Here is a 19,509-nt window from a genome sequence, read left to right as displayed (position 1 = left end):
TTGTCAGTTCCGCAGTTAATGCACTTCATAATGGTTGCCCAATGTTATTTATTAATTGTTAGCCAATACGCTTCAGATGAGGCTTGATCCCCCCTAACCCCCCTTAAAAAAGGAGGGAATTATCAAGAACCTGATTTGTTAGTAAAACACTGTAGTCTTCCCGCCGACGAATCAAGCGATGTGTGCCATTTTCTAGCAAGACTTCAGCAGGTTTGGGGCGGTGTAAAAAGTGAGACGACATAGCATAACCATAAGCACCGACATCTAAAATGGCAACGATATCACCAATTTTTAACGCTGGGAGTTGGCAATTTTTACCCAGATAATCTCGTGAATAAGTAGTGTTACCACAAATATCAGTTGTGAATAAAGAGTGAAGATTGTCTGCTTGCTTCCAGGTGACGATTTCTCGGTAGCCGCCGTGTACTGATGGTACTGAAAGATTGGCAACGGTGGTATCAACTCCGACAATCTGTTTTTCTCCTTGCCATTTCACAGAAACAACTTGAGCAAGCAAAGTTGCACATCCTGCGATCGCACTTCGTCCCGGTTCAATCACTAAATCAATTTTCCGTCCTAAACGAGTAATTCTTTCGCTTAACTCAGCCCCAAACATTTCCCAGTCAAAGGCTGTTTTATTGTGGTGATATGGGTAGCCAAAGCCACCACCAAAATCTAAATATTCCCAATCTGGTAACTGTTGTGCTGTGGCGATTACTGTGTCAATCACCTGGGTAAATGCTTCTGTGGCATTAGTTCCAGTCCCTCGATAGAAGTGTAAACCACTTAGCTTTAATCCAACCTCACGAGTTAAAGCGATCGCATCACCAAATTCTTCAGGACGCACACCAATGCGGCTATCTCCGGTAATTTCTGGCAAATTGAGGCGCAAACCCAGCCGAATATATTTCTCTCTGCATTTGGGTAAAACTTCGCAGCATAACTGCAATTGAGCAAGGCTATCGAGATTGAGAGTTGTAACTCCCCAATTTAAGACTTGTAACATCTCAGCCCGATTCAAATTGCTACCACTGTAAACAATCTCACTAGGATCGAAACCAGCTTGCAATCCCAGGTAGATATCTCCTGGGGTATTAGCGTGAAGTCCCCACCCAAATGAGCGAAAAATTTTTAACAACGCAATGTTGCCATTAGTAACGCTTGCAAACCGAAATTGCGTGCGGGGATAACTGACTGCTTTAGTAATGCCCTCAATAGTTTCGCGTAAGCGATCGCCATTATAAACATAAAGCGGAGAACCGTAGTTATTCAGTAACTCCTGAGCAAGTTCCCTGGAGAATGGGGGATTAAGACGATTTTGAGTTAGATTGTTTGATACCATTTACCAAAAATACTGATACAGTAAATTACGAATTACGAATTACGAATTACGAATTACGAATTATCTTGTAATTTCTCCATAGCCAACGATGTAACCAAAAAGGATGATCCAAGGATTGTTTACCTAGTTCTTCATTTAAGACGTGCGATCGCCAAAGTTGCCACATAATAAGTAACCAGAGAGTTTCACCAATCCGCCTACCTTGAATAGCTGCTCCTAGTTTGCCTTCAACGATTTGGGCCGCAATGTGCGGATAAAAATGGTTATTGGCGCGAAGTATTTCTGGATTGAGCCAGATGCCTAGCTGATGCCAAAAATCATTTAAACACCAAGAAGTTAAGGGAACCCCCATCCCCCGTTTTTGTCGCCAGACAATTTCAGGCGGGAGCCAATTTTCTACAGCCCGTTTGAGGATATATTTTTCACAAGCTCCTTGCAAACAGAGTTCTCCAGATAGGCGGAATGTCCATTCTGCCAAAGGTAAATCACAAAAAGGCGATCGCACCCACAACCCATGAGCAAACCCCAATGCAGTCGCACGAGGATGGATATTCTGCGCCCCTTTGAGCATCAAACTAGCACGGCGGAGGCGATGCAGCAAAGATGGACATTCATTGCGATCTAAAGCCGCCAATAGCCAATCTTCAGGATGCAAATTTTGGATCTGTGCATAAACCTCCGGCTGATAAACTTGAGATTCGTATCCCCCAAGACGGTGAAAGGTGCGGAGATATTGCTGGATAAAAGTTTCCTGTCCGGTGGGATTTTCTGCCTGATAAACACCTGCGGCAATTAAAGGTTTGTTCGTCCAACCGGCAAACAATTGATCTCCACCTTCGCCGTTAAAAATTACCTGAGTTTCTTGACTTGCCCTTTGAGATAAGAGATACAACGGAACACACACCCCATCTCCAAAAGGTAAATCTAATGCTTGCACAGTGGGAATTAGGGCATTCTTGATGGAACTTGGGGTTACTGCAACTTTAATAAGCGGAATTTTGAGAAACTGGGCAACTTGTTCAGAGTATGGATATTCTGAAATGCCTACATCACCAAAATCTAGAGTGTAGGCGCGGACTTTCACCCCTGCTTGCACCAACAGCGCCGCCACCACTGAAGAATCGAGTCCGCCAGAGAGAAATACCGCAACAGGTTCATCCTTTAAATCGGCAATCTGTCGTTCAATGGAATCTTTAAGGAGGGTTTGCAATTCGGTAATTGCTGTAGCTTCATCTGTTAACTGTTCTGGGGCTTCTCGCCACGAGTAGATGTGCTTAGATTTAGGTGTTTGCAGCTTACCTGATTGAGAATCACTCTGCCAAACTAATTCAGTTCCCGCCGTCACTGCAAACACTTCCTTAACAGGGGTTAAGGGTGTGGGAACGTAAGAAAAACAGCTATAGCCATATAACCCAGAAATGCTAACTTCTGACTGTTGCAAAATTGGTAAGAGTAGTTGCAGTTGTGATGCAAACCAGATAACTTGTCCTTGCTGAGTCCAATACAAGGGCATCTTTCCGAAAGGTTCTCTACCCAAAATCAGGCAGTTATTTTCTTGGAGACTTACCCAAGCATCGGGTGAAGTTAATAATCCTGATGCCGAAATAGCAGCAATTTGATTTTTAGGACTTACACATAAGAGATCCCCCAACCCCCTTAAAAAGGGGGCTTCTACTCTTCCCCCCTTTTTAAGGGGGGTTAGGGGGGATCTAGATTTCAGATGTTCAGCGTCTAAGTCCTGCTTTTGTTGCTGTCCGAAATGCCCATCAAGTCCTATATAAACAACATTCCAGATGGGAAAATTCAAAGCCTCTCCCCTTGTAGGGGAGAGGTTTTCCAGAACGCTATTTAACAGCGCCTCCAACTCATGTTGAGCGCCATAACCCCAATAGCCAAGAAAGTGATGCGGGATGTTGCCCATCTATAACTATTTCACTTCAAAGGTTTCATCACTAATCTGCCGACCTTCCAGCAACATCTGCACCTTCCAATTGCCAACAGTTGCAGCCGGATTAATCGTGTAGCGACATTGGGTATCCCAGACAGACGTATTAATTTCGCGGGTTTGATAACTGTTCTGCTTGACAATTTGACCACTTGGGTCAATCCAATTACAGGAGAGAGCCAGCTTTTTACCCAAGGGTGCATCTTTTAAAGTGACATGGTAAAAAATTTCTGGATTGGTTTGGCGAGAAATTGTCTTCAAGTCACCGCCAGTATTTGATACCAAGGTGATGCGGTCTTGTTGAGCAGAAACACGAGAGAGTGCAGAATTCTGTCGCTGGATGAAAAATATTGTAGATGCACTCATTATCACTAAGAATGCCACAACTCCAGAGGTAATCCATCGATTGCGGCGTTGCTGTACCTCCAGCGCTTGGCGGCGATTTAACTGAATCAGCGCTTCATCTAGTAACTCAGGCGGTAAATTCAACTCCTGTAAAATTTCTCTAACCTGCTGTTGGTCTAGTTCCGCTTCTCGACGCACTTGCAGACCTTCTACTTCGGTAACTATTTGTGCTAATTGCTCTTGAGTCAGTCGCTGCGTCATAGCTTAACTCCTGTTAAAAAAACTTGATGGCGATTCTTGATTACGTGCAATCAGAAGAACTCTATACTCACTTTTCTAGGTACATCATAAGCTACAACCTAAAGTTGTTGCTTTTCGCATTCTTTCTGAGATATCTTTCCGAAAGCTTTATTTATTTGACCAATCTAAAATCTAAAATCCCAAATTGTTATGGCTCAAGAACAACAAACCGCAATTGAAGGTATCTATGAAGTCTGTATCGGCATTCCGGAACCAATTTCTGCAATTCAGTATTGGGAGCAATTTGGCTATCGTATTGGTCAAGTGGGTGAATTAACCGCAGATGTAGCCTATCAATTATATGGAGTAAATTCGTCTTTACGCTCAATTCGCCTTTACCACCAAAATTCAGATCATGGTTTGATTCGGTTGATGGTTTGGCAAAACCCCACCCATGAAGGTTTGGGAATAGCATCGATGAAAATAAAAGGAAATCGTTGGGCGACAAGCTTAACGACAGATGTGTTAAGTATCTTAAATCATATAGAGGATGCAAAAGCCGCAGGTTTTCCTATTAGGCACTCTAATCCTTATTGGGAAGTCATTTACAACAAAGAGAGGAAAAGCCGTCCTTTTATTGAACCAGCAGTTGGTGTACGAGAAATGTTGCTACTTCAACCCTTAGCTCGACAAGTTTTATTTCAACGCTTTGGCTATACATTACCGCATTACGGACAAGTTAATCATAATGCTGCTCTCAAAGCTAGTCAGTTTACTCATATAGGAATCATCTCTCAAGATGACAGCAAAGAAACCCTCAAGTTTTACGAAGAAGTCTTAGGTTTGCTGCGTGTGCGTGATGATGTCGAAACTAGCTATGAATCTTCGCCAGCAGGTCGAGATATTTTTGACCTTAACCCTGGTGAAAAATTTATTGTTACTGCTTTTGATGATCCACGTTCTTCTAAGTCTGACCTGATGGCTGCACGCAGTGGTAGACTTTATATTGTTCGATTCCCAGAATCTATTAATTTAGAATCGCGTTTTGAAGCAGCCCAACCAGGTAGCTTGGGTATGTCTTTATACACCTATCGGGTTAAGGAAATACAGGAGTATTGCGATCGCATTAAAGCAAGTACTGTACAACAATTTACAGACATTATTAGTAATGAGTTTGGCGAGACGAGTTTCTCATTCGTTGCGCCAGATGGTTATTTCTGGACTTTGCTGGAAGCTAATTAACGGGGCATAGGGCATTTCTAGTTATTGCCCATGCCCTATGCCCAAAAACTAGCTTTCATTTATTTACGCCAATAGACAGTTCCTTTTTGCTATGTTTCAACTCTTTCCAAAGCGCCCTAATTTGCTCGTAAGCTTCTTCTGGAGATAGTTTTCCGCCTGTTTCTAGACAGGAAATGTAAGTAATTCTTTGGGCAAATTCTTGCAGGTTGGCATTAAATGCTAAAGTCTCTGGCTGGAATTTACCATAATATCGACTACGAGGGTAAAGAAAGTTATTTTTATCTTGCGAGTTAGATTGTGTCATTAATTTGCTGTCTGTAATTTTTTGTCAGAGTTCTAGATTTGATTGTTATCTACGTGTAAATACACAGTAGAAAATTCCAATTCCAGAAGAAGTTCATATTGTAGTAAAAAAAATATTTTATTGACTACTACAGTACGGCAGAAATATGTTGGTACGCAGTAAGTATTTTAGTGTTTATTAAGACAAAGGTTAAAATCCTTACTACAAACTTATTTACTTCCCAAAGTTGGCTCTAGTCGTCGTGTATTCATTTCTTGCTTTCACTGCTGCACTTTTGATTCACCTGTAACCAAATTTCTAAACTCACAAGTAACCAAAGCTTTACTCCATAACGACTCCAAGTATCTCCTTGATAGTTTAACCAATTGCGAATAGGTAACTGGTTCAAGTAAGGAGTGATGGCTGCATTCCGATTTAGTAATAAATCTTTGGCTTCTTGCTGCCAATATTTCCGAAATCCTAACTGCACAGGCACCATCATGCCGCTTTTGGGACGATGAATAATTGCCTCTGGTAAGATATCTGCGTTCGTCGGAGACGTACCGTAGGTAATCGCTTGCTTTAAGACTGCTTTTTCTTCCACTCCAGAAAGCTTATACTCTGGAGGTATTTCCATGCTTAAATCTACCACTCGTTGGTCAAACAGGGGAGAACGACCGTGCAAAAGGGCTGCTTGAGTCAAGTTACTTACTTTTGTCAGAATTTGGTCAGCGCCTTTAAATTTGATGTTCATTGCCATCAAACGATTTAGATAGCTGGCTTGAGAATATAAATCTTCTTCAAAAACCCAAGGTGCTGTTTGTACTGCTGTCCAAACTTCTGGTTTTAAAAGTTGCGGTAAGTCAACAGCACACTTTTGAAAGGAAATTAAATAAGCTTGCAAAGCATCCTGATTGGTGACAGAGCCATATAAACTATTGATGAGCATTGGCTGATTTTTTGGCCCACCAAAACAGGGGTCGCCACCTTCACCATTTAAAACTACTTCTACGCTTTCTCTCGCCAGTCGTCCCAGCAATAAGTTGGGAACAGTCAGTGGGTCGCCAATGGGGTCATCTAAATAGGCCATTGTTTCTGGTAAGCGTTCCCACATATCCTTAAAAGTAATTTCTAAAATGTGGTGCTGCGTCTGGCAATGAGAAGCAACAAGACTAGAAAAGTCTAACTCATTGGGACATTCTGAACCGAAATGAATCGAGAAGGTGTGAACTGGTGCTTTGTGGAATTTCGTTACTAAAGCAGTGATACAGCTAGAGTCCAAACCACCAGAAAGAAAAACGCCAACGGGTTCGTTGGCTGGTGGTAAATATTCTTGAACAACTTGGTCTAGGAGTTCTCGCAAGCGATCGCCATGCCATGCTAAGGGTTGATCTACTGCTACAATCTGTTCTTGAAGCTGCCAATAAGCTTCAACTTTGTGGTCGGGAAATTCTAAAACAGTTCCAGGTCGTAGTTCCCGCACCTGTTCCCAAAGCGTTCTTTCTCCTGGAACAAAGGCACAACAAAGATAATCTCGCAACGCCACCAAATCTAAATCGGATGAACGGTGAGGTGATAAAGTTCTCAGTTGAGGCGCAATCCAACGAACCGAACCAGTGGTAGTGTAATAGAGAGTCCGAACACCGATGCGATCGCGAACCAACTTCAATACTTGTCTTTCTCTATCCCAAATCACTAGCGCAAACATCCCGACAAGTTGGTGAAGACATTCAAAACCCCATCGTTCCCAAAGATTGGCCACCAGTTGCAGAGAACTTCTTTGAAAGCTATCCGGTTCAATTCCTAACTTTTGTAGCAACTGCACTTGGTTAGTTAACCAAATATCACCAACAACAACAAATCGTCCTCCAGAACTGATGGCTAATTTTTCCGTCAGAAATTCAGAAGCTGTGCATGGTACAATCACAGAAATTTTTTCATCTCGCCAAACGATATCTTCATAATTTTCATCAACTGTTCCCCACGCTACGCGCCAGGTTGGGTTAGTTTTGATAGATTCGATTTTAGGATATTTCCGGTTTTTAAACGCATCAAATAGCATGGGAAATTTTTAACGCATAATCAGTAATTTTAGGGCATTTCACAAACCTCTCTTTTTTTAGGAGAGAGACTTTGAATTCTCCCCTTCACTCTTAAACCAAAGACAATTTGTTAGGACTTACGCAATAACTCTCTAAAACTCTTATTCCTTTGTGTCCTTTGCGTCCTTTGCGGTTCGTTTTTCCATTATTTTGCGTAAGTCCTGTTTGTAAAATTTTCATCATCTCAAACAAATACACTCATTATGCGTGGTTGTTAACTTCGCGCCGGGGTGCAAATCCGTCTTCTGTGATTGGTTGTCAGCAGTGGGATAATCATCAGCCAGATAATTTAACCGCCTAGCACAGGTCGGCGGAAATAAACCACCCATTCCAAATGAATAAAACACTTACGCTGTATTCATTTTTAATTTTTAATTTTTAATTCCGCCTTGCGGTACTAGCCACCATTTACACCCACTTTGAGTCGCAAACCTTTACATTAGCTAGTATCTTATTTCTCTGCAAGTCTCTAATGCTAGTTTTCATCAACGTCAAGATATTGCTAGATTAGTTACCCAAGAACTCAATAACTTTCTACTAAAATTTTTCCCCGCATATAATCCGGCTTACAACATCATTAAATTAGTCTGGTATTTCTGTAAAGAATGAATTGCTTGTCGTTTATTCCAATCAGTAGATGAGTTGAAATCTTTACTAGATAAGCTATTGAATCAGGGCGAGTTAGTCATTAAGAGTAAAGAAACAAGGCAAACAGTGACTCTATTACACTTTAAAATGCCGATTAGCTTATTTTGCCAAATTTTAAATGACAATTCCAATTACATAACTTGTGACTTGGGAAGCGACTATTTTTGGCCACACCCAGTATTAGCCATTTTAAAGGCATGGATCATCCTTTACTATTGATTCTCGTTAAAATCACTATTTTTTCTCTGATGTTAGCCATCGGGAGCAACCTTTCTTTTGAAAAAATGCTCTCCTTCTGGCGAAAACCTGCCTTAGTATTCCGTGCGCTTCTAGCCGTTATTGTGCTAGTTCCTCTAGTGGTTATTTTCTTGCTGAAACTGTTTAAATTACCATCAGAAGTGATGATAGGGTTGGCCTTGTTGGCAGCTTCACCAGGTGCGCCTCTAAGCACAAAGCGAACGCAAAGGGCTGGAGGCAGCTTATCCTACGCAGCGAGTCTTCAGCTAACTCTGGCAATACTTGCGGTTTTTGTTACTCCCCTCACCTTGGCGATTTTCGCCGCCTTATTTGAGAGTATTTCACAAAAGGTGGCGATTTTAGAAGTTGCCCGACAAGTCATGATGGTACAGATATTGCCTGTCAGTCTCGGTCTTTTGATTCAAAAGTTCGCTCCTACATTTGCCGAAAAGATTGCCCAACCTTTGACTTTTATTGCTAATGGTGTCTTTTCAATACTGGTTATTTTAGCGTGCATCTTAGGGCTGCCACTGTTTTCCAGAGTTTGGCAATTACCACTTGTAGCGATCGCGATTATGGTGATTGCCTCTCTAGGAATTGGACACGTTTTAGGCAGACTTGATGATGATATGCGGTCTATCTTAGCGATTTTCTGTATTGCTCGCAATTTTGGTTTAGCTTTATTTATCGCTATTTTGAATCATATACAGCAGCAGGTGATTCCGACGCTGGTAGCTTATGTAATTTTGGGAGCTTTTGTAGGTGTTCCTTACTCAATCTGGAATAAGCGTAGATTAGCCGGATTGAGTCGGGAAATTAACTCGTTATAGTCAGCCACCCGTCAACCTAGATAAGGAGTTTTGGTTTATGTCTCTGCGTGAATACAAACCCGGAAACACTTTCCCCGGTGTCATAGGACGGACAGTTGATAAATCCAGTCCTGCTTGGCCAGAACCTTTGCGAGCCAAAGAAGGCACACCAAACGTGCTATTTATCGTCTTCGACGATACAGGCTTTGGGCAATTTGGGAGTTACGGAAGTCCGATCAAAACACCCAACCTAGACACATTAGCCGCCAATGGCTTGCGCTACAACAATTTACACACGACAGCGTTGTGTTCACCCACCCGTTCTTGTCTGCTGACTGGCCGCAATCACCATTCCAACGCCATGTCCTGCATTACAGAAGCTTCTACGGGTTATCCCGGTGGTAATGGGAATATTCCCTTTGAAAATGGGTTTCTCTCGGAGATATTACTACAGAAGGGTTATAACACCTATGCGATCGGGAAGTGGCATTTAACACCCTCAGACCAGCTTTCTGCCGCCGGCCCCTACGATCGCTGGCCTCTCGGTCGCGGTTTTGAACGTTTTTATGGCTTTCTGGGAGGAGAAACCCACCAGTATTATCCCGAATTGGTTTATGATAACCACACCGTCAAGCCAGAAAAGACCCCTGCACAAGGCTACCATTTAACTGAAGACTTAGCAGATAAAGCAATTAGCTTCATCGCTGATGCCAAGCAGATTGCCCCCGATAAGCCCTTCTTCATGTATTTCTGTCCTGGGGCGATGCACGCCCCTCATCATGTGCCGAAAGAATGGGCTGATGCCTACGCCGGACAGTTTGATGATGGTTGGGAAGCTTACAGGGAAAAGGTTTTTGCCCGTCAGCAGGAAATGGGTATTGTCCCCGCCGATGCCGAACTCTCCCGCCATGATCCCGATGTCTCTCACTGGGATACTCTCTCAGCAGCAGAAAAACGGCTTTATGCCCGTATGATGGAAGTCTTTGCTGGCTTTTTAACCCATACTGACTACCACATTGGTCGCTTACTCGACTTCCTCAAATCTATCGGGGAGTTCGACAATACCGTAATTATGGTCATCTCGGACAATGGGGCAAGTTCGGAAGGTGGGCCCACTGGTTCGGTTAATGAGAACCTCTTTTTTAACAATGTGCCAGAATCCCTAGAGGAAAATCTCAAGGCACTCGACAAGCTAGGCAGTCCAGAAACCTTCAACCATTATGCGTGGGGCTGGACTTGGGCAGGTAATACGCCTTTTCGTCGTTGGAAACGGGAAACCTATCGGGGTGGAATCAGCGATCCCTTAATTGTCCATTGGACTAAAGGCATTGAGGCAAAAGGCGAAATCCGAACTCAATATGCCCATGCCATTGACCTTGTGCCGACGGTGCTTGACCTACTAGAAATTGAACCACCCACAACTATCAAGGGTGTTACTCAATCCCCCCTTGAAGGTGTAAGCTTCGCCCATACTTTGAATAATACTGACGCACTCACTAAGCATCTTACCCAGTATTTCGAGATGATGGGACATCGCTCTCTTTACTATGATGGCTGGCGGGCGGTTTGTCCTTGGCCTGGGCCATCATTTACAGAAGCAGGGCAGTTTTTTGGTGCGCCAATCTCAGCCCAAACCCTTACAGACTTGGATACCCATCATTGGGAACTGTATCATGTCGCTAAGGATTTTGCGGAAAATCACGACATTGCTGCTGACAACCGCCCTAAGCTAATTGAGATGATTGCTACTTGGTATGTAGAGGCGGGTAAATATAATGTGTTGCCCGTGGATGGACGTGGCACGCAACGATTGGCAGAAGAACGTCCTCAGATTGCTGTCAATCTTACCCGCTATATTTACTATCCCGATACTCAGGCGATTCCAGCCAATAGTGCCGTTAGAGTGTTAAATCGTCCCCATAGTATTACGGCTGATGTCGAAATTCCCACCGGTGGCGCAGAAGGAGTATTACTTGCTCACGGGGGTAATGATAGTGGCTACTCTTTCTATGTCAAAGATGGCAAACTGCACTGGGTTCATAACTATGTAGCGCGATCGCTCTATCATGTCGAGTCTGTAGAGTCAGTCCCGGAGGGTCGCCATCAGTTGCGTTTTGAGTTTGAAGTGACGGGTCAGCCAGATTTAGCGAAGGGGAAAGGATCGCCGGGTCACGCACAACTTTATATCGATGGGAAATTAGTCGGACAAGCTGATGTCCCTGTAACTACTCCCTTAGCACTAGGTCTGACCAGTGGCGTAACCTGTGGCATAGCCCCTGGTGCGCCTGTAACACCTGATTATGAACCACCCTTCAAGTTTACGGGCAAGATTTATCGTGCGATCGTAGATGTTAGTGGAGATTTGACTCAAGACACAGAAGCCGAGATGCGTACCATTATGGCACGACAGTAGATGTACCATTTGTCTCCTTGAGGCACAACAGATACAAACTGCTTAAACCACAAGTGTTTAGGCTTTTCTTAGTGCCATTCCACTCTCATCGCTTTTTCCAATATGGAAGCAGATTCTATCCCTAAAACGATCGCACAAACAAGTCAGCAGATGCAAAGTGGCTTGCTAACTTCAAAAACGTTAGTCAAGCATTATCTCGAAGGTATCCAAAAGTTAAATCCTACACTCAGTGCCTTTATTACCGTTCTGGATAAACAAGCCCTAGGAACTGCTACTAAAATAGATTTTGAGCGAAGCAACGGTCAAGAGCGCGGATTAATACACGGGATTCCTGTTGTTATCAAAGACAATATTGATACAGCAGGAGTAAAAACTACAGTTGGCTCACAACTTTTTTGCGAACTGACAAGTCAGGGCTTGCGCGATCGCATACCATTATCTGATAGTGTAATTGTCCAAAAGCTAAAGGCAGCAGGTGCGGTAATTTTAGGTAAGACAAATTTAAGCGAATTTGCGGCTGACCTTTCTGGAAACAATCTTTTTTATGGAAATACTTGCAACTTCTGGAACCACAACCACTCATCAGGAGGTTCTTCTAGCGGAAGTGCAACCGCTATTGCTGCACGCCTTTGTTTAGCTGGAATTGGTACTGATACTGGTGGTTCAATTCGAGTTCCCGCCAGTTGGTCAGGAGTGGTAGGACTACGCCCAACTTACGGATTACTTAGCAATGAAGGTATTTTTCCCCGCGCTCGTAGTTTTGATACAGTTGGTTTTTTGACAAATTGTGTAGAAGATATTGCCATTTTACTTGATGCTGTACTCTTCCCGCTCTCCACAAATTTCAAACAACTGTATCCTCTAACAACCAATATCAACGGCTTAAAATTGGGCATAGTTAATAACTATACATTTCGGGGAATTGAACCAGAAATTGCTAAGGCAATTTATAATGCCATATCCATCTTTAAAAAACTTGGAGCGGAAATTATCACTATAAATTCTCCATTTTTAATAGAGGAATTTGATGAGGTGACTTATTCCACTATTGCTCTTTATGAATTCCATCAAGCTTTGCAAGCAGCTTATACTACAAACTCAAATATATTTGGAGCTAAAGTACAAAGCGATTTATCTAAAGGAGTAAACATTTCTTATCACAGTTACAAAAAAGCAAAGCAGAAACAGGAAGAATGTTTTCTGCAACGGCAAAAACTGTTTCAGGAAGTGGATATTTTGCTAACACCCACAACACCAATGGTTGCACCTCTTATTGACGCAGATGCTAAAATCTATCGATTAAATCAGCGATTTATGTTACCTTTCAGTTTTCTGGGTTTACCTGCAATATCGCTGCCTTGTGGACGAAGCACTCAGGGTTTACCTATAGGATTGCAACTTGTTGGTAATTCCTATACCGAAGCTTTGATTTTAAGAGTTGCTTTTGCCTTGCAAGTTGCTACTACTTTCTCTGAAGATAGCCTTCTCTAACTAACGGTAAAACATTTCGTCCCACATTTTCGCACTCTTCTAAATGGGGATAACCAGACAAAATAAAAACTGTGATTCCCAAGTCTATGTATTGTAAAAGACGCTCTGCCACTTGCTGATAACTACCAACAATAGCCATTCCCGCACCACTTCGCACCACAGAAATACCAGCCCAAAGCAGTGGTTCAACATACCAATCTTCATCAGCATTTCCCCGTAATTCCCATTGTCGACTTTGACCGACACTTTCCCGCTTGGTATTGGGAAATTCAGTAACTCGTGCTTTAGCTAATATTTGTGGAGAAACTTTTGCCAGCATTTCTTTTGCTGTTTCTCTAGCTTCAATTTCAGTTGTTCGAGCAATAATATTAATTCTTAATCCATAACGTACCGCTTTTCTTCGTCCGCAATTGCTAACTAATTGCTGCATCTGGTTGATTCGGTCAGCTAGTTGTTGCCGTGCTTCTCCCCACATTAGATAAACATCTGCAAATTCTGCACCCACTTGTTGAGCCATCTCGCTTGCACCACCGAAATAAAATAACGGACCAGACGGTTGCAGAGGTAATGTTTCTAACCGAGTTTGATGGAGCTGATAAAATTCTCCTTCATAGTCAAAGGGATTAGTTGTTGACCATAACTGCCGACAAATTTGCATAAATTCACGAGTGCGGCGATAGCGGCTATCATGATCTAAATAATCACCATACATTGCCTGTTCTGTTGGTCGTCCACCTGTGACAATGTTAAGGGAAAGGCGACCTTTACTAATATGATCTAAGGTAAGAGCCATCTTTGCCAATACTGGAGCCGAATAAAACCCTGGACGCACAGCTACTATCGCTCCAGCATTAAGGGTAAGGGCTAAAACTGCTGTTGCTAAAGTCCAAGCCTCCATAATGTGGTGGTTGAAACCCATACCAATTAGAACCTGCCGGAACCCAAATCGTTCTGCTGTTTTAAAAATCTCAACTGTATACTCAAGACTGGGAGGACGTTCCCAAACGGGCAAACCTAAATAGAATCCATCACCAGATACCGGAGCGCACCAATTAAATTCCAGTTTCTGTTTTGCAAACATTTATGCAAATTTTAAATTTCGATTCAATTATGCACTAGATTTTGAACCATGCAACAGTTAACAATGTGGGTTAATGCTCGGAATAGGTGTTGCTATCTAAAGATCATAATGTATTGTAGAGAGCGTTATTACGAATTACGAATTGTTTAAATTAATTTTCAGATATATAAATTTTAATTTGAAGGCTTTCTCTCAAACTGCTAATACCAATTTAATATGAAGCTGCATATAATAGAGGAAACAAACTCGATAAATTAAAAGAACCATGAGCCGCCCTTTTAAGATTGAAATCGCAGAGAGCGAAGAAGAACTTAAAAAACGTTTACAAACAGCGAATTTAGGAACCCAGAAAGAAAAGCTTATTATGCTGTGGTGGATAAAAAGCGGGCAGGTTAAAGAGCAGCAAGATATTGGAAAACGCTTGGCAAGAGATACTTCAACGGTCACGAGATGGTTGCAGAAGTACAAAACTGATGGGATATCAGGCTTATTAGAAATCAAAAAAGCACCAGGAGCAAAACGGAAAATCGATGATGCTGCGATCGCAGCACTTGAGGAGGAGTTAAAAACAGGAAAAGGCTTTAGTAGCTATGGTGCAATAGTTGAGTGGTTAAAAGAAGAACATGGACAAGATATAGAGTATGCAACGGTTTATGCGTGGGTTCGATATCGATTGGGGGCAAAACTAAAAGTGCCTCGCCCTCAAAGCCATAAGCAGGACGAAAAGTTGGTATCTGAGTTTAAAAAAAACTCGGTATCATACTCAATTGTCTAGAAGAACATTTAGCACCCGGCAAGTGTGTTCGCTACCTGTGCCAGGATGAAACTAGGGTTGGACTCAAAACTCTTACAGGAAAAGTGATTACAGCTTTTGGAGTCAAGCCCACTGTTAAGGTGATATGGCTGAGGGAAAACTTTTGGATTTATGGTGCAATTGAACCATTAACTGGAGACCACTTTCTTTATGAATATCCAAAACTAGATGGCGAGTGTTTTCAACAGTTTTTGGACTGGCTATCTGTGCAATTAGGCTCGGATTATGCAATTTTACAGATTGACCAAGCACCGGCTCATACAAGTTCAAAACTCCGTTGGCCAGAAAATATTATTCCTTTGTTTCAACCACCTTCAGCCCCTGAACTCAATCCCATTGAAAGACTTTGGCAACTCCTCAAAAAACCACTCAAAAATCAACTTTTTTCTTCTTTACAAGCTTTACGCGAGCGCATCCAAGAAATATTCGACCAACTTACTTTTGAGCAGGTAATTTCTGTCTCTTCTTACAACTTTATCCTGGAAGCTTTATTCTATGCAGCTTCATATTAAATTGGTATAAGGTAAGCTAGCAGCGCATAAGTAAAAATCACAATTCCAGTCATTTCTAAAAATTCTTCAACAACTATACCAATTAACGTTATTAGGCTGCGTCGCCCAAAATCTTCTCTCAAAAATCCACCCACCATTTCCATACCTAAAGTTCCACTCACATAAACAACAGCGGCAATTAGAAATAAATACCTAGTTTTGTAAGGGAGATGAAGCCAAAATTTTAGATATTTAAATGCAAAAATTCCCACTAAAATAGCACCAGGTATCACCCAGGTTTGGAAAAATATAGGATTGAGATTAAGCGATTCCCGCACTGACGGAATTATTAAAAGCTCGTGAAAACTAAATGCTTCATCCAAACTCAAATATATAAATATAAAATATAAGGTTTTCCAGCCAGATAAATAGCGATCTTCCGAATTAATAGCGGTAATTGCTTTAAGTAATCCCGAACAAAATAATAGAGAAAATGCAGAATACCAGGCAGGAATATTCAATTCTTCATCTAAGCTAAATAGTTCGTAAAACCATTTGCTAGCTGGGAAGGAAAACTCCGTGAACCAGAAGTAGGCACTTAGAGCGCCTGCTAAGGTGAGGCAAATAACTGCGGTCATTAAACGTCGAGCAATTGTTTTAGCACACAGATGAATTGGTAGCTCTATGTTAAAATATGATGCTTTTTGCTGCATACGCATACTGAGCTAATTTCCTTTGTGTGGAATAAAATCATTAATAGGAAATTATCTCATATAGGCAAATGATCTGAGCCAACTATTACAGAATCTTGAATTAAGGAAAACCCTAGATTTTTGAACGAAATTGCTAATATACTACATTAAGCCTATCTAAGTAGTGTATTTTATGAGCAACACTAAAAAAGTTAGTGAAGACTTGAGCGCTGCTGGACAACCAACTCCTGAAGATTTAAAACAGGCAGCCCAAGAGGGATTTAAGTCGGTGCTAAACCTGCGTTCTCCCGATGAACCAAGTTTTCTCAGTGATGAACAGCAGCAAGCCCAAGCTGCTGGATTGCAATATGCCAATATCCCTTTAAAGCCTTCAGAAGCAAATCAAGAGCTAACAGACGCAGCAATCCAGGAGATTGAAAATTTACCCAAACCAATTTTAATTCACTGCGCGGCTGGAGCAAGGGCTGGTGGTATTGCCTTGATTTCCAATGCTATTAGCGAAGGTCTGACCTATGAAGAAATTAGTCAAAAAGCGCAAGAGCTTGGTTTAAACTTAGAACAACCGCACCTTAAGCAATTCTTGCTTGAGAAGTATATTGCCAAGCAAGCAGAGCAAAGTTAGGGACTTGCAATAAAATACCAGTCACACTGGGGCGATCGTGATATTTCATTTGGGTAATATTTCAGAAATTTGCCAGAAAGGTTAATACTGTTTTAACTCTGGTGAGAGAAGCTTGCTTCCTTAATCCCAAACTTTGACTAAACTTCTATTTGATAATTTATCGTGTTAGCTTATTCAGATCAAAAAGAGTGTTTCATAAACGAGTAAGCTTTTTCTACCTACAAGAAATATTTGGACAATCTCTGCAAGAGATAGCGATCGCCTAAACTATTCACTACTTAATAGCACAAATCACTGCAATGCTTATGGACAAAAGCTTATTCCTCTTCTGTATCAGCATTGAGATATGCAGATTCAACAGAAGCGATCGCACTGTCAATCGTAGCAGAAATTCAAGCAGTGCTGGCAAATCCGCTGGTGGAATGCTGAGGTCAAGACTTAGCTCAATTCATGGAGAGGAAATCAAATGTCTGATGTTGGTCTAATTATTCTTGCTGCTGGTGCATCCACTCGTATGGGAACGCCAAAACAACTTCTACGTTACGGTGAACAGAGTTTGATTAGGCATGTAGTTCAAGTGGCGAACGCTTCAGTTTGCCACCCAATTATCGTTGTATTAGGGTCATACGCTGAACGTATCAAACCAGAGATTAACTCAGAACAAGTACATATTGTAGAAAATCCACTTTTAAGTGAGGGAATAAGTACCTCTATTCGTGTTGGCATAGAAGCTCTGAATATAATCAGTAAAGAAGCAAAAGCTGTTGTTTTGATGGTATGCGATCAACCTTTTATTTCACCTCAACTCATCAATCAACTTGTTGAAGTTCACGAAACTACTCTTAATCCAATCGTTGCGTCACAATATGCAGATACTCTAGGTGTTCCTGCATTATTTAACCGCACTTTATTTGCAAAACTAACTACACTAAGTGGTACAGATGGTGCAAAGCATATAATTAAAAAATATTTTCAAGAAGCTTTAGCCATTCCTTTCCCAGAAGGTGTATTCGACTTAGATACTCCAGATGATTATGAGCAGCTTTTGTTGAAGAATAATTAAGAAGTCAGAATTATCGTTTGTTGGGTAAAAATTAGGCATTATGTGTAATTTTATGTTTAAAAATTAAATAGGAGTTTTCTATAAAAGTTAGAATGGCATAAACCTGGAGAAAACGATGACATTAGAAACAGAGATACTACAGGCGACATCATCAAATTCTACCTTTGAAACACCTGAGAATCAGCAGGAATTTAACTGGAGACAATCTTGGTATCCTGTCTGTTTTCTGCAAAATTTGCCTACAAATCGTCCTTATACTTTTTCGCTATATGAAGAACCCTTCGTTTTGTTCAAAGACCAAAATGGACAGCTTGTCTGTTTAACAGATCGTTGTTCTCACCGTGCAGCTAGACTTTCTGATGGACAAATTATTGACGGCAAAATAGAATGTTCGTACCACGGTTGGCAGTTTGGCAATAATGGTCAATGTCTACACATTCCCCAGTTACCAAGCGATGCAAAAATTCCGGTAAATGCTTGCGTCCCATCCTTTAAGGTCTTGGAACGTCAAGGTATCATTTGGATGTGGGCAGGTGAAGCTGAAACAGCTATTGATGAGCTAATTCCATCACTACCAGATTGGAACAACCCGGAATGCTTCAACCTAGACTATGTACGTGACCTACCTTACGACCAAAGCTATTTTATTGAAAATATTATTGACCCGGCTCATGTTCCAATCAGTCATGATGGCATCATGGGAAGTCGAGAAGATGCCCAAGCGTTGGAAATAGAAGTCATTGAAAGCAATATTCAGGGAATTAAGGGAAGGTGGCGACGAACACGGAAACCCAATCTGCCTTGGATTTCATTAGATTTCATTGCTCCTAATTTGATTCTCTACAAATTTAGTAATGGACAGCAAGGGAAATTTGGGGGCACAGCCTTGTATTCAATTCCACTAGGTAAGAATAGATGTCGGATTCTCATCAGAAATTATAGTAACTCTTTTCCCCAAAAAACCAAGCTGATACCTCCCTGGTTAGATCACATTTTGATAAGAAACAAAATCTTGGAAGGTGATTTGCAATTAGTTGTTGAACAAAAAGCACAAATTGAGCGTTTGAAAAAAAATCTCAAAGAAGTGTATTTACCTCTAAAGACATCTGATACTTTGGTGGTTGAGTATCGCAAGTGGCTAGATAAATTTGGATCATCTTTACCCTTTTATCAAGGTTATTCCACCTCAAAAAATGTCGGTAATAGCGAGTCCGATGAGAAGTTGATAACATTAGACCGATTTTCGCAACATACAATTATTTGTCATTCCTGCAATCAAGCTTATCAAGTGACAAATAAAGTCAGACAAAGTTGTATCGGTGTAGCGATCGCTTTAGCTGCTGTAGGGATACTTGCAGATGATTCTAGAATCAGAATAGCAGCAATATCGGTTTCTATAACAGCAATTATAATATCCGCTATGGCTCAGACACTCAAAACTCACTTTGAGCGTTCCTACACTCGTCACTAAAATCCTGACTGGGAGGAAATTCAAAGTCTCTCTTCTTCTAGGCAAGGCGTATACACATCTCTTTACAAAACCAAAATGTTGTAATTCCTCCTAAATCCTCCGATAAATTGGGGGACTTTGAGAGGTTTTTGCCACCAATTTATCGCAGGACTGGGTG

At 41.5% G+C, this 19,509-nt stretch carries 16 protein-coding genes and 1 pseudogene; 10 read left to right on the top strand and 7 right to left on the bottom strand.

Features of this window, described 5'->3' with window-relative positions; all coding sequences use genetic code 11:
- Positions 1–103 precede the first annotated feature (103 nt).
- The 3 genes from FD724_RS07810 to FD724_RS07800 are packed head-to-tail and all read right to left on the bottom strand — an operon-like array spanning position 104 to position 3,893.
- On the bottom strand, positions 104–1,342 hold the full coding sequence (locus tag FD724_RS07810) for a decarboxylase (RefSeq protein ID WP_179072205.1): 1,239 nt from the start codon (positions 1,340–1,342) through the stop codon (positions 104–106).
- Positions 1,343–1,388: 46 nt separating this feature from the next.
- Complete coding sequence (locus FD724_RS07805) at positions 1,389–3,263, bottom strand: asparagine synthetase B (protein WP_179072204.1); 1,875 nt, start codon at positions 3,261–3,263, stop codon at positions 1,389–1,391.
- Positions 3,264–3,269: 6 nt separating this feature from the next.
- A complete protein-coding gene (locus FD724_RS07800; RefSeq protein WP_179072203.1) occupies positions 3,270–3,893 on the bottom strand; it encodes a DUF3859 domain-containing protein in 624 nt (207 codons plus the stop codon).
- A gap of 189 nt (positions 3,894–4,082) precedes the next feature.
- On the opposite strand from FD724_RS07800, the gene FD724_RS07795 reads away from it, so the two are divergent.
- Complete coding sequence (locus tag FD724_RS07795) at positions 4,083–5,114, top strand: VOC family protein (protein WP_179072202.1); 1,032 nt, start codon at positions 4,083–4,085, stop codon at positions 5,112–5,114.
- A gap of 55 nt (positions 5,115–5,169) precedes the next feature.
- On the opposite strand, the gene FD724_RS07790 is transcribed toward FD724_RS07795, so the two are convergent.
- Positions 5,170–5,418 (bottom strand): hypothetical protein, encoded by a 249-nt coding sequence (locus tag FD724_RS07790; protein WP_179072201.1) that lies wholly within the window; start codon positions 5,416–5,418, stop codon positions 5,170–5,172.
- A 247-nt stretch (positions 5,419–5,665) separates the two neighbouring features.
- A complete protein-coding gene (locus FD724_RS07785) occupies positions 5,666–7,459 on the bottom strand; it encodes an asparagine synthetase B (protein WP_179072200.1) in 1,794 nt (597 codons plus the stop codon).
- Between the two features lie 493 nt (positions 7,460–7,952).
- On the opposite strand from FD724_RS07785, the pseudogene FD724_RS07780 reads away from it, so the two are divergent.
- From FD724_RS07780 to FD724_RS07765, 4 genes and pseudogenes are all read left to right on the top strand, one after another.
- Positions 7,953–8,192, top strand: a pseudogene (locus tag FD724_RS07780) (transposase); the annotation flags it as partial.
- 119 nt (positions 8,193–8,311) lie between these two features.
- Entirely contained in the window at positions 8,312–9,214 is a 903-nt protein-coding gene (locus tag FD724_RS07775; protein WP_256874481.1) for a bile acid:sodium symporter family protein, read from the top strand.
- Between the two features lie 37 nt (positions 9,215–9,251).
- Positions 9,252–11,606, top strand: a complete 2,355-nt coding sequence (locus tag FD724_RS07770) for an arylsulfatase (protein WP_179072199.1) — start codon at positions 9,252–9,254, stop codon at positions 11,604–11,606.
- A 102-nt stretch (positions 11,607–11,708) separates the two neighbouring features.
- The gene (locus tag FD724_RS07765; protein ID WP_179072198.1) at positions 11,709–13,097 is read left to right on the top strand and encodes an amidase; all 1,389 of its coding nucleotides are present in this window, start codon (positions 11,709–11,711) and stop codon (positions 13,095–13,097) included.
- Here the strand turns inward: FD724_RS07765 and FD724_RS07760 are convergent.
- Positions 13,069–14,178, bottom strand: coding sequence for an LLM class flavin-dependent oxidoreductase (locus tag FD724_RS07760; RefSeq protein ID WP_179072197.1), 1,110 nt, complete (start codon positions 14,176–14,178; stop codon positions 13,069–13,071). The two genes, FD724_RS07765 and FD724_RS07760, sit on opposite strands and share 29 nt — an antisense overlap.
- 265 nt (positions 14,179–14,443) lie before the next feature.
- On the opposite strand from FD724_RS07760, the gene FD724_RS07755 reads away from it, so the two are divergent.
- Positions 14,444–14,953 (top strand): helix-turn-helix domain-containing protein, encoded by a 510-nt coding sequence (locus FD724_RS07755; RefSeq protein ID WP_179071244.1) that lies wholly within the window; start codon positions 14,444–14,446, stop codon positions 14,951–14,953.
- Positions 14,935–15,504 carry an IS630 family transposase gene (locus FD724_RS07750; RefSeq protein WP_179075439.1) on the top strand — a complete coding sequence of 190 codons (570 nt, stop codon included), beginning with the start codon at positions 14,935–14,937 and terminating at the stop codon, positions 15,502–15,504. The genes FD724_RS07755 and FD724_RS07750 overlap by 19 nt, the downstream gene beginning before the upstream one ends.
- Here the strand turns inward: FD724_RS07750 and FD724_RS07745 are convergent.
- Entirely contained in the window at positions 15,501–16,202 is a 702-nt protein-coding gene (locus FD724_RS07745) for a hypothetical protein (protein ID WP_179072196.1), read from the bottom strand. The two genes, FD724_RS07750 and FD724_RS07745, sit on opposite strands and share 4 nt — an antisense overlap.
- Positions 16,203–16,368: 166 nt before the next feature.
- Here FD724_RS07745 and FD724_RS07740 point away from each other — a divergent pair, with 166 nt between their 5' ends.
- The 3 genes from FD724_RS07740 (at position 16,369) to FD724_RS07730 (ending at position 19,352) form a co-directional block, all read left to right on the top strand.
- Entirely contained in the window at positions 16,369–16,818 is a 450-nt protein-coding gene (locus FD724_RS07740) for a beta-lactamase hydrolase domain-containing protein (protein WP_179072195.1), read from the top strand.
- A gap of 466 nt (positions 16,819–17,284) precedes the next feature.
- A complete protein-coding gene (locus tag FD724_RS07735; RefSeq protein ID WP_179072194.1) occupies positions 17,285–17,881 on the top strand; it encodes an NTP transferase domain-containing protein in 597 nt (198 codons plus the stop codon).
- Between the two features lie 115 nt (positions 17,882–17,996).
- On the top strand, positions 17,997–19,352 hold the full coding sequence (locus FD724_RS07730) for a Rieske 2Fe-2S domain-containing protein (RefSeq protein ID WP_179072193.1): 1,356 nt from the start codon (positions 17,997–17,999) through the stop codon (positions 19,350–19,352).
- Positions 19,353–19,509 lie beyond the last annotated feature (157 nt).

It is taken from the genome of Nostoc sp. C057 (assembly GCF_013393925.1).
Classification (GTDB): domain Bacteria; phylum Cyanobacteriota; class Cyanobacteriia; order Cyanobacteriales; family Nostocaceae; genus Nostoc; species Nostoc muscorum_A.
This window is presented reverse-complemented; position numbering and strand designations above follow the sequence as displayed.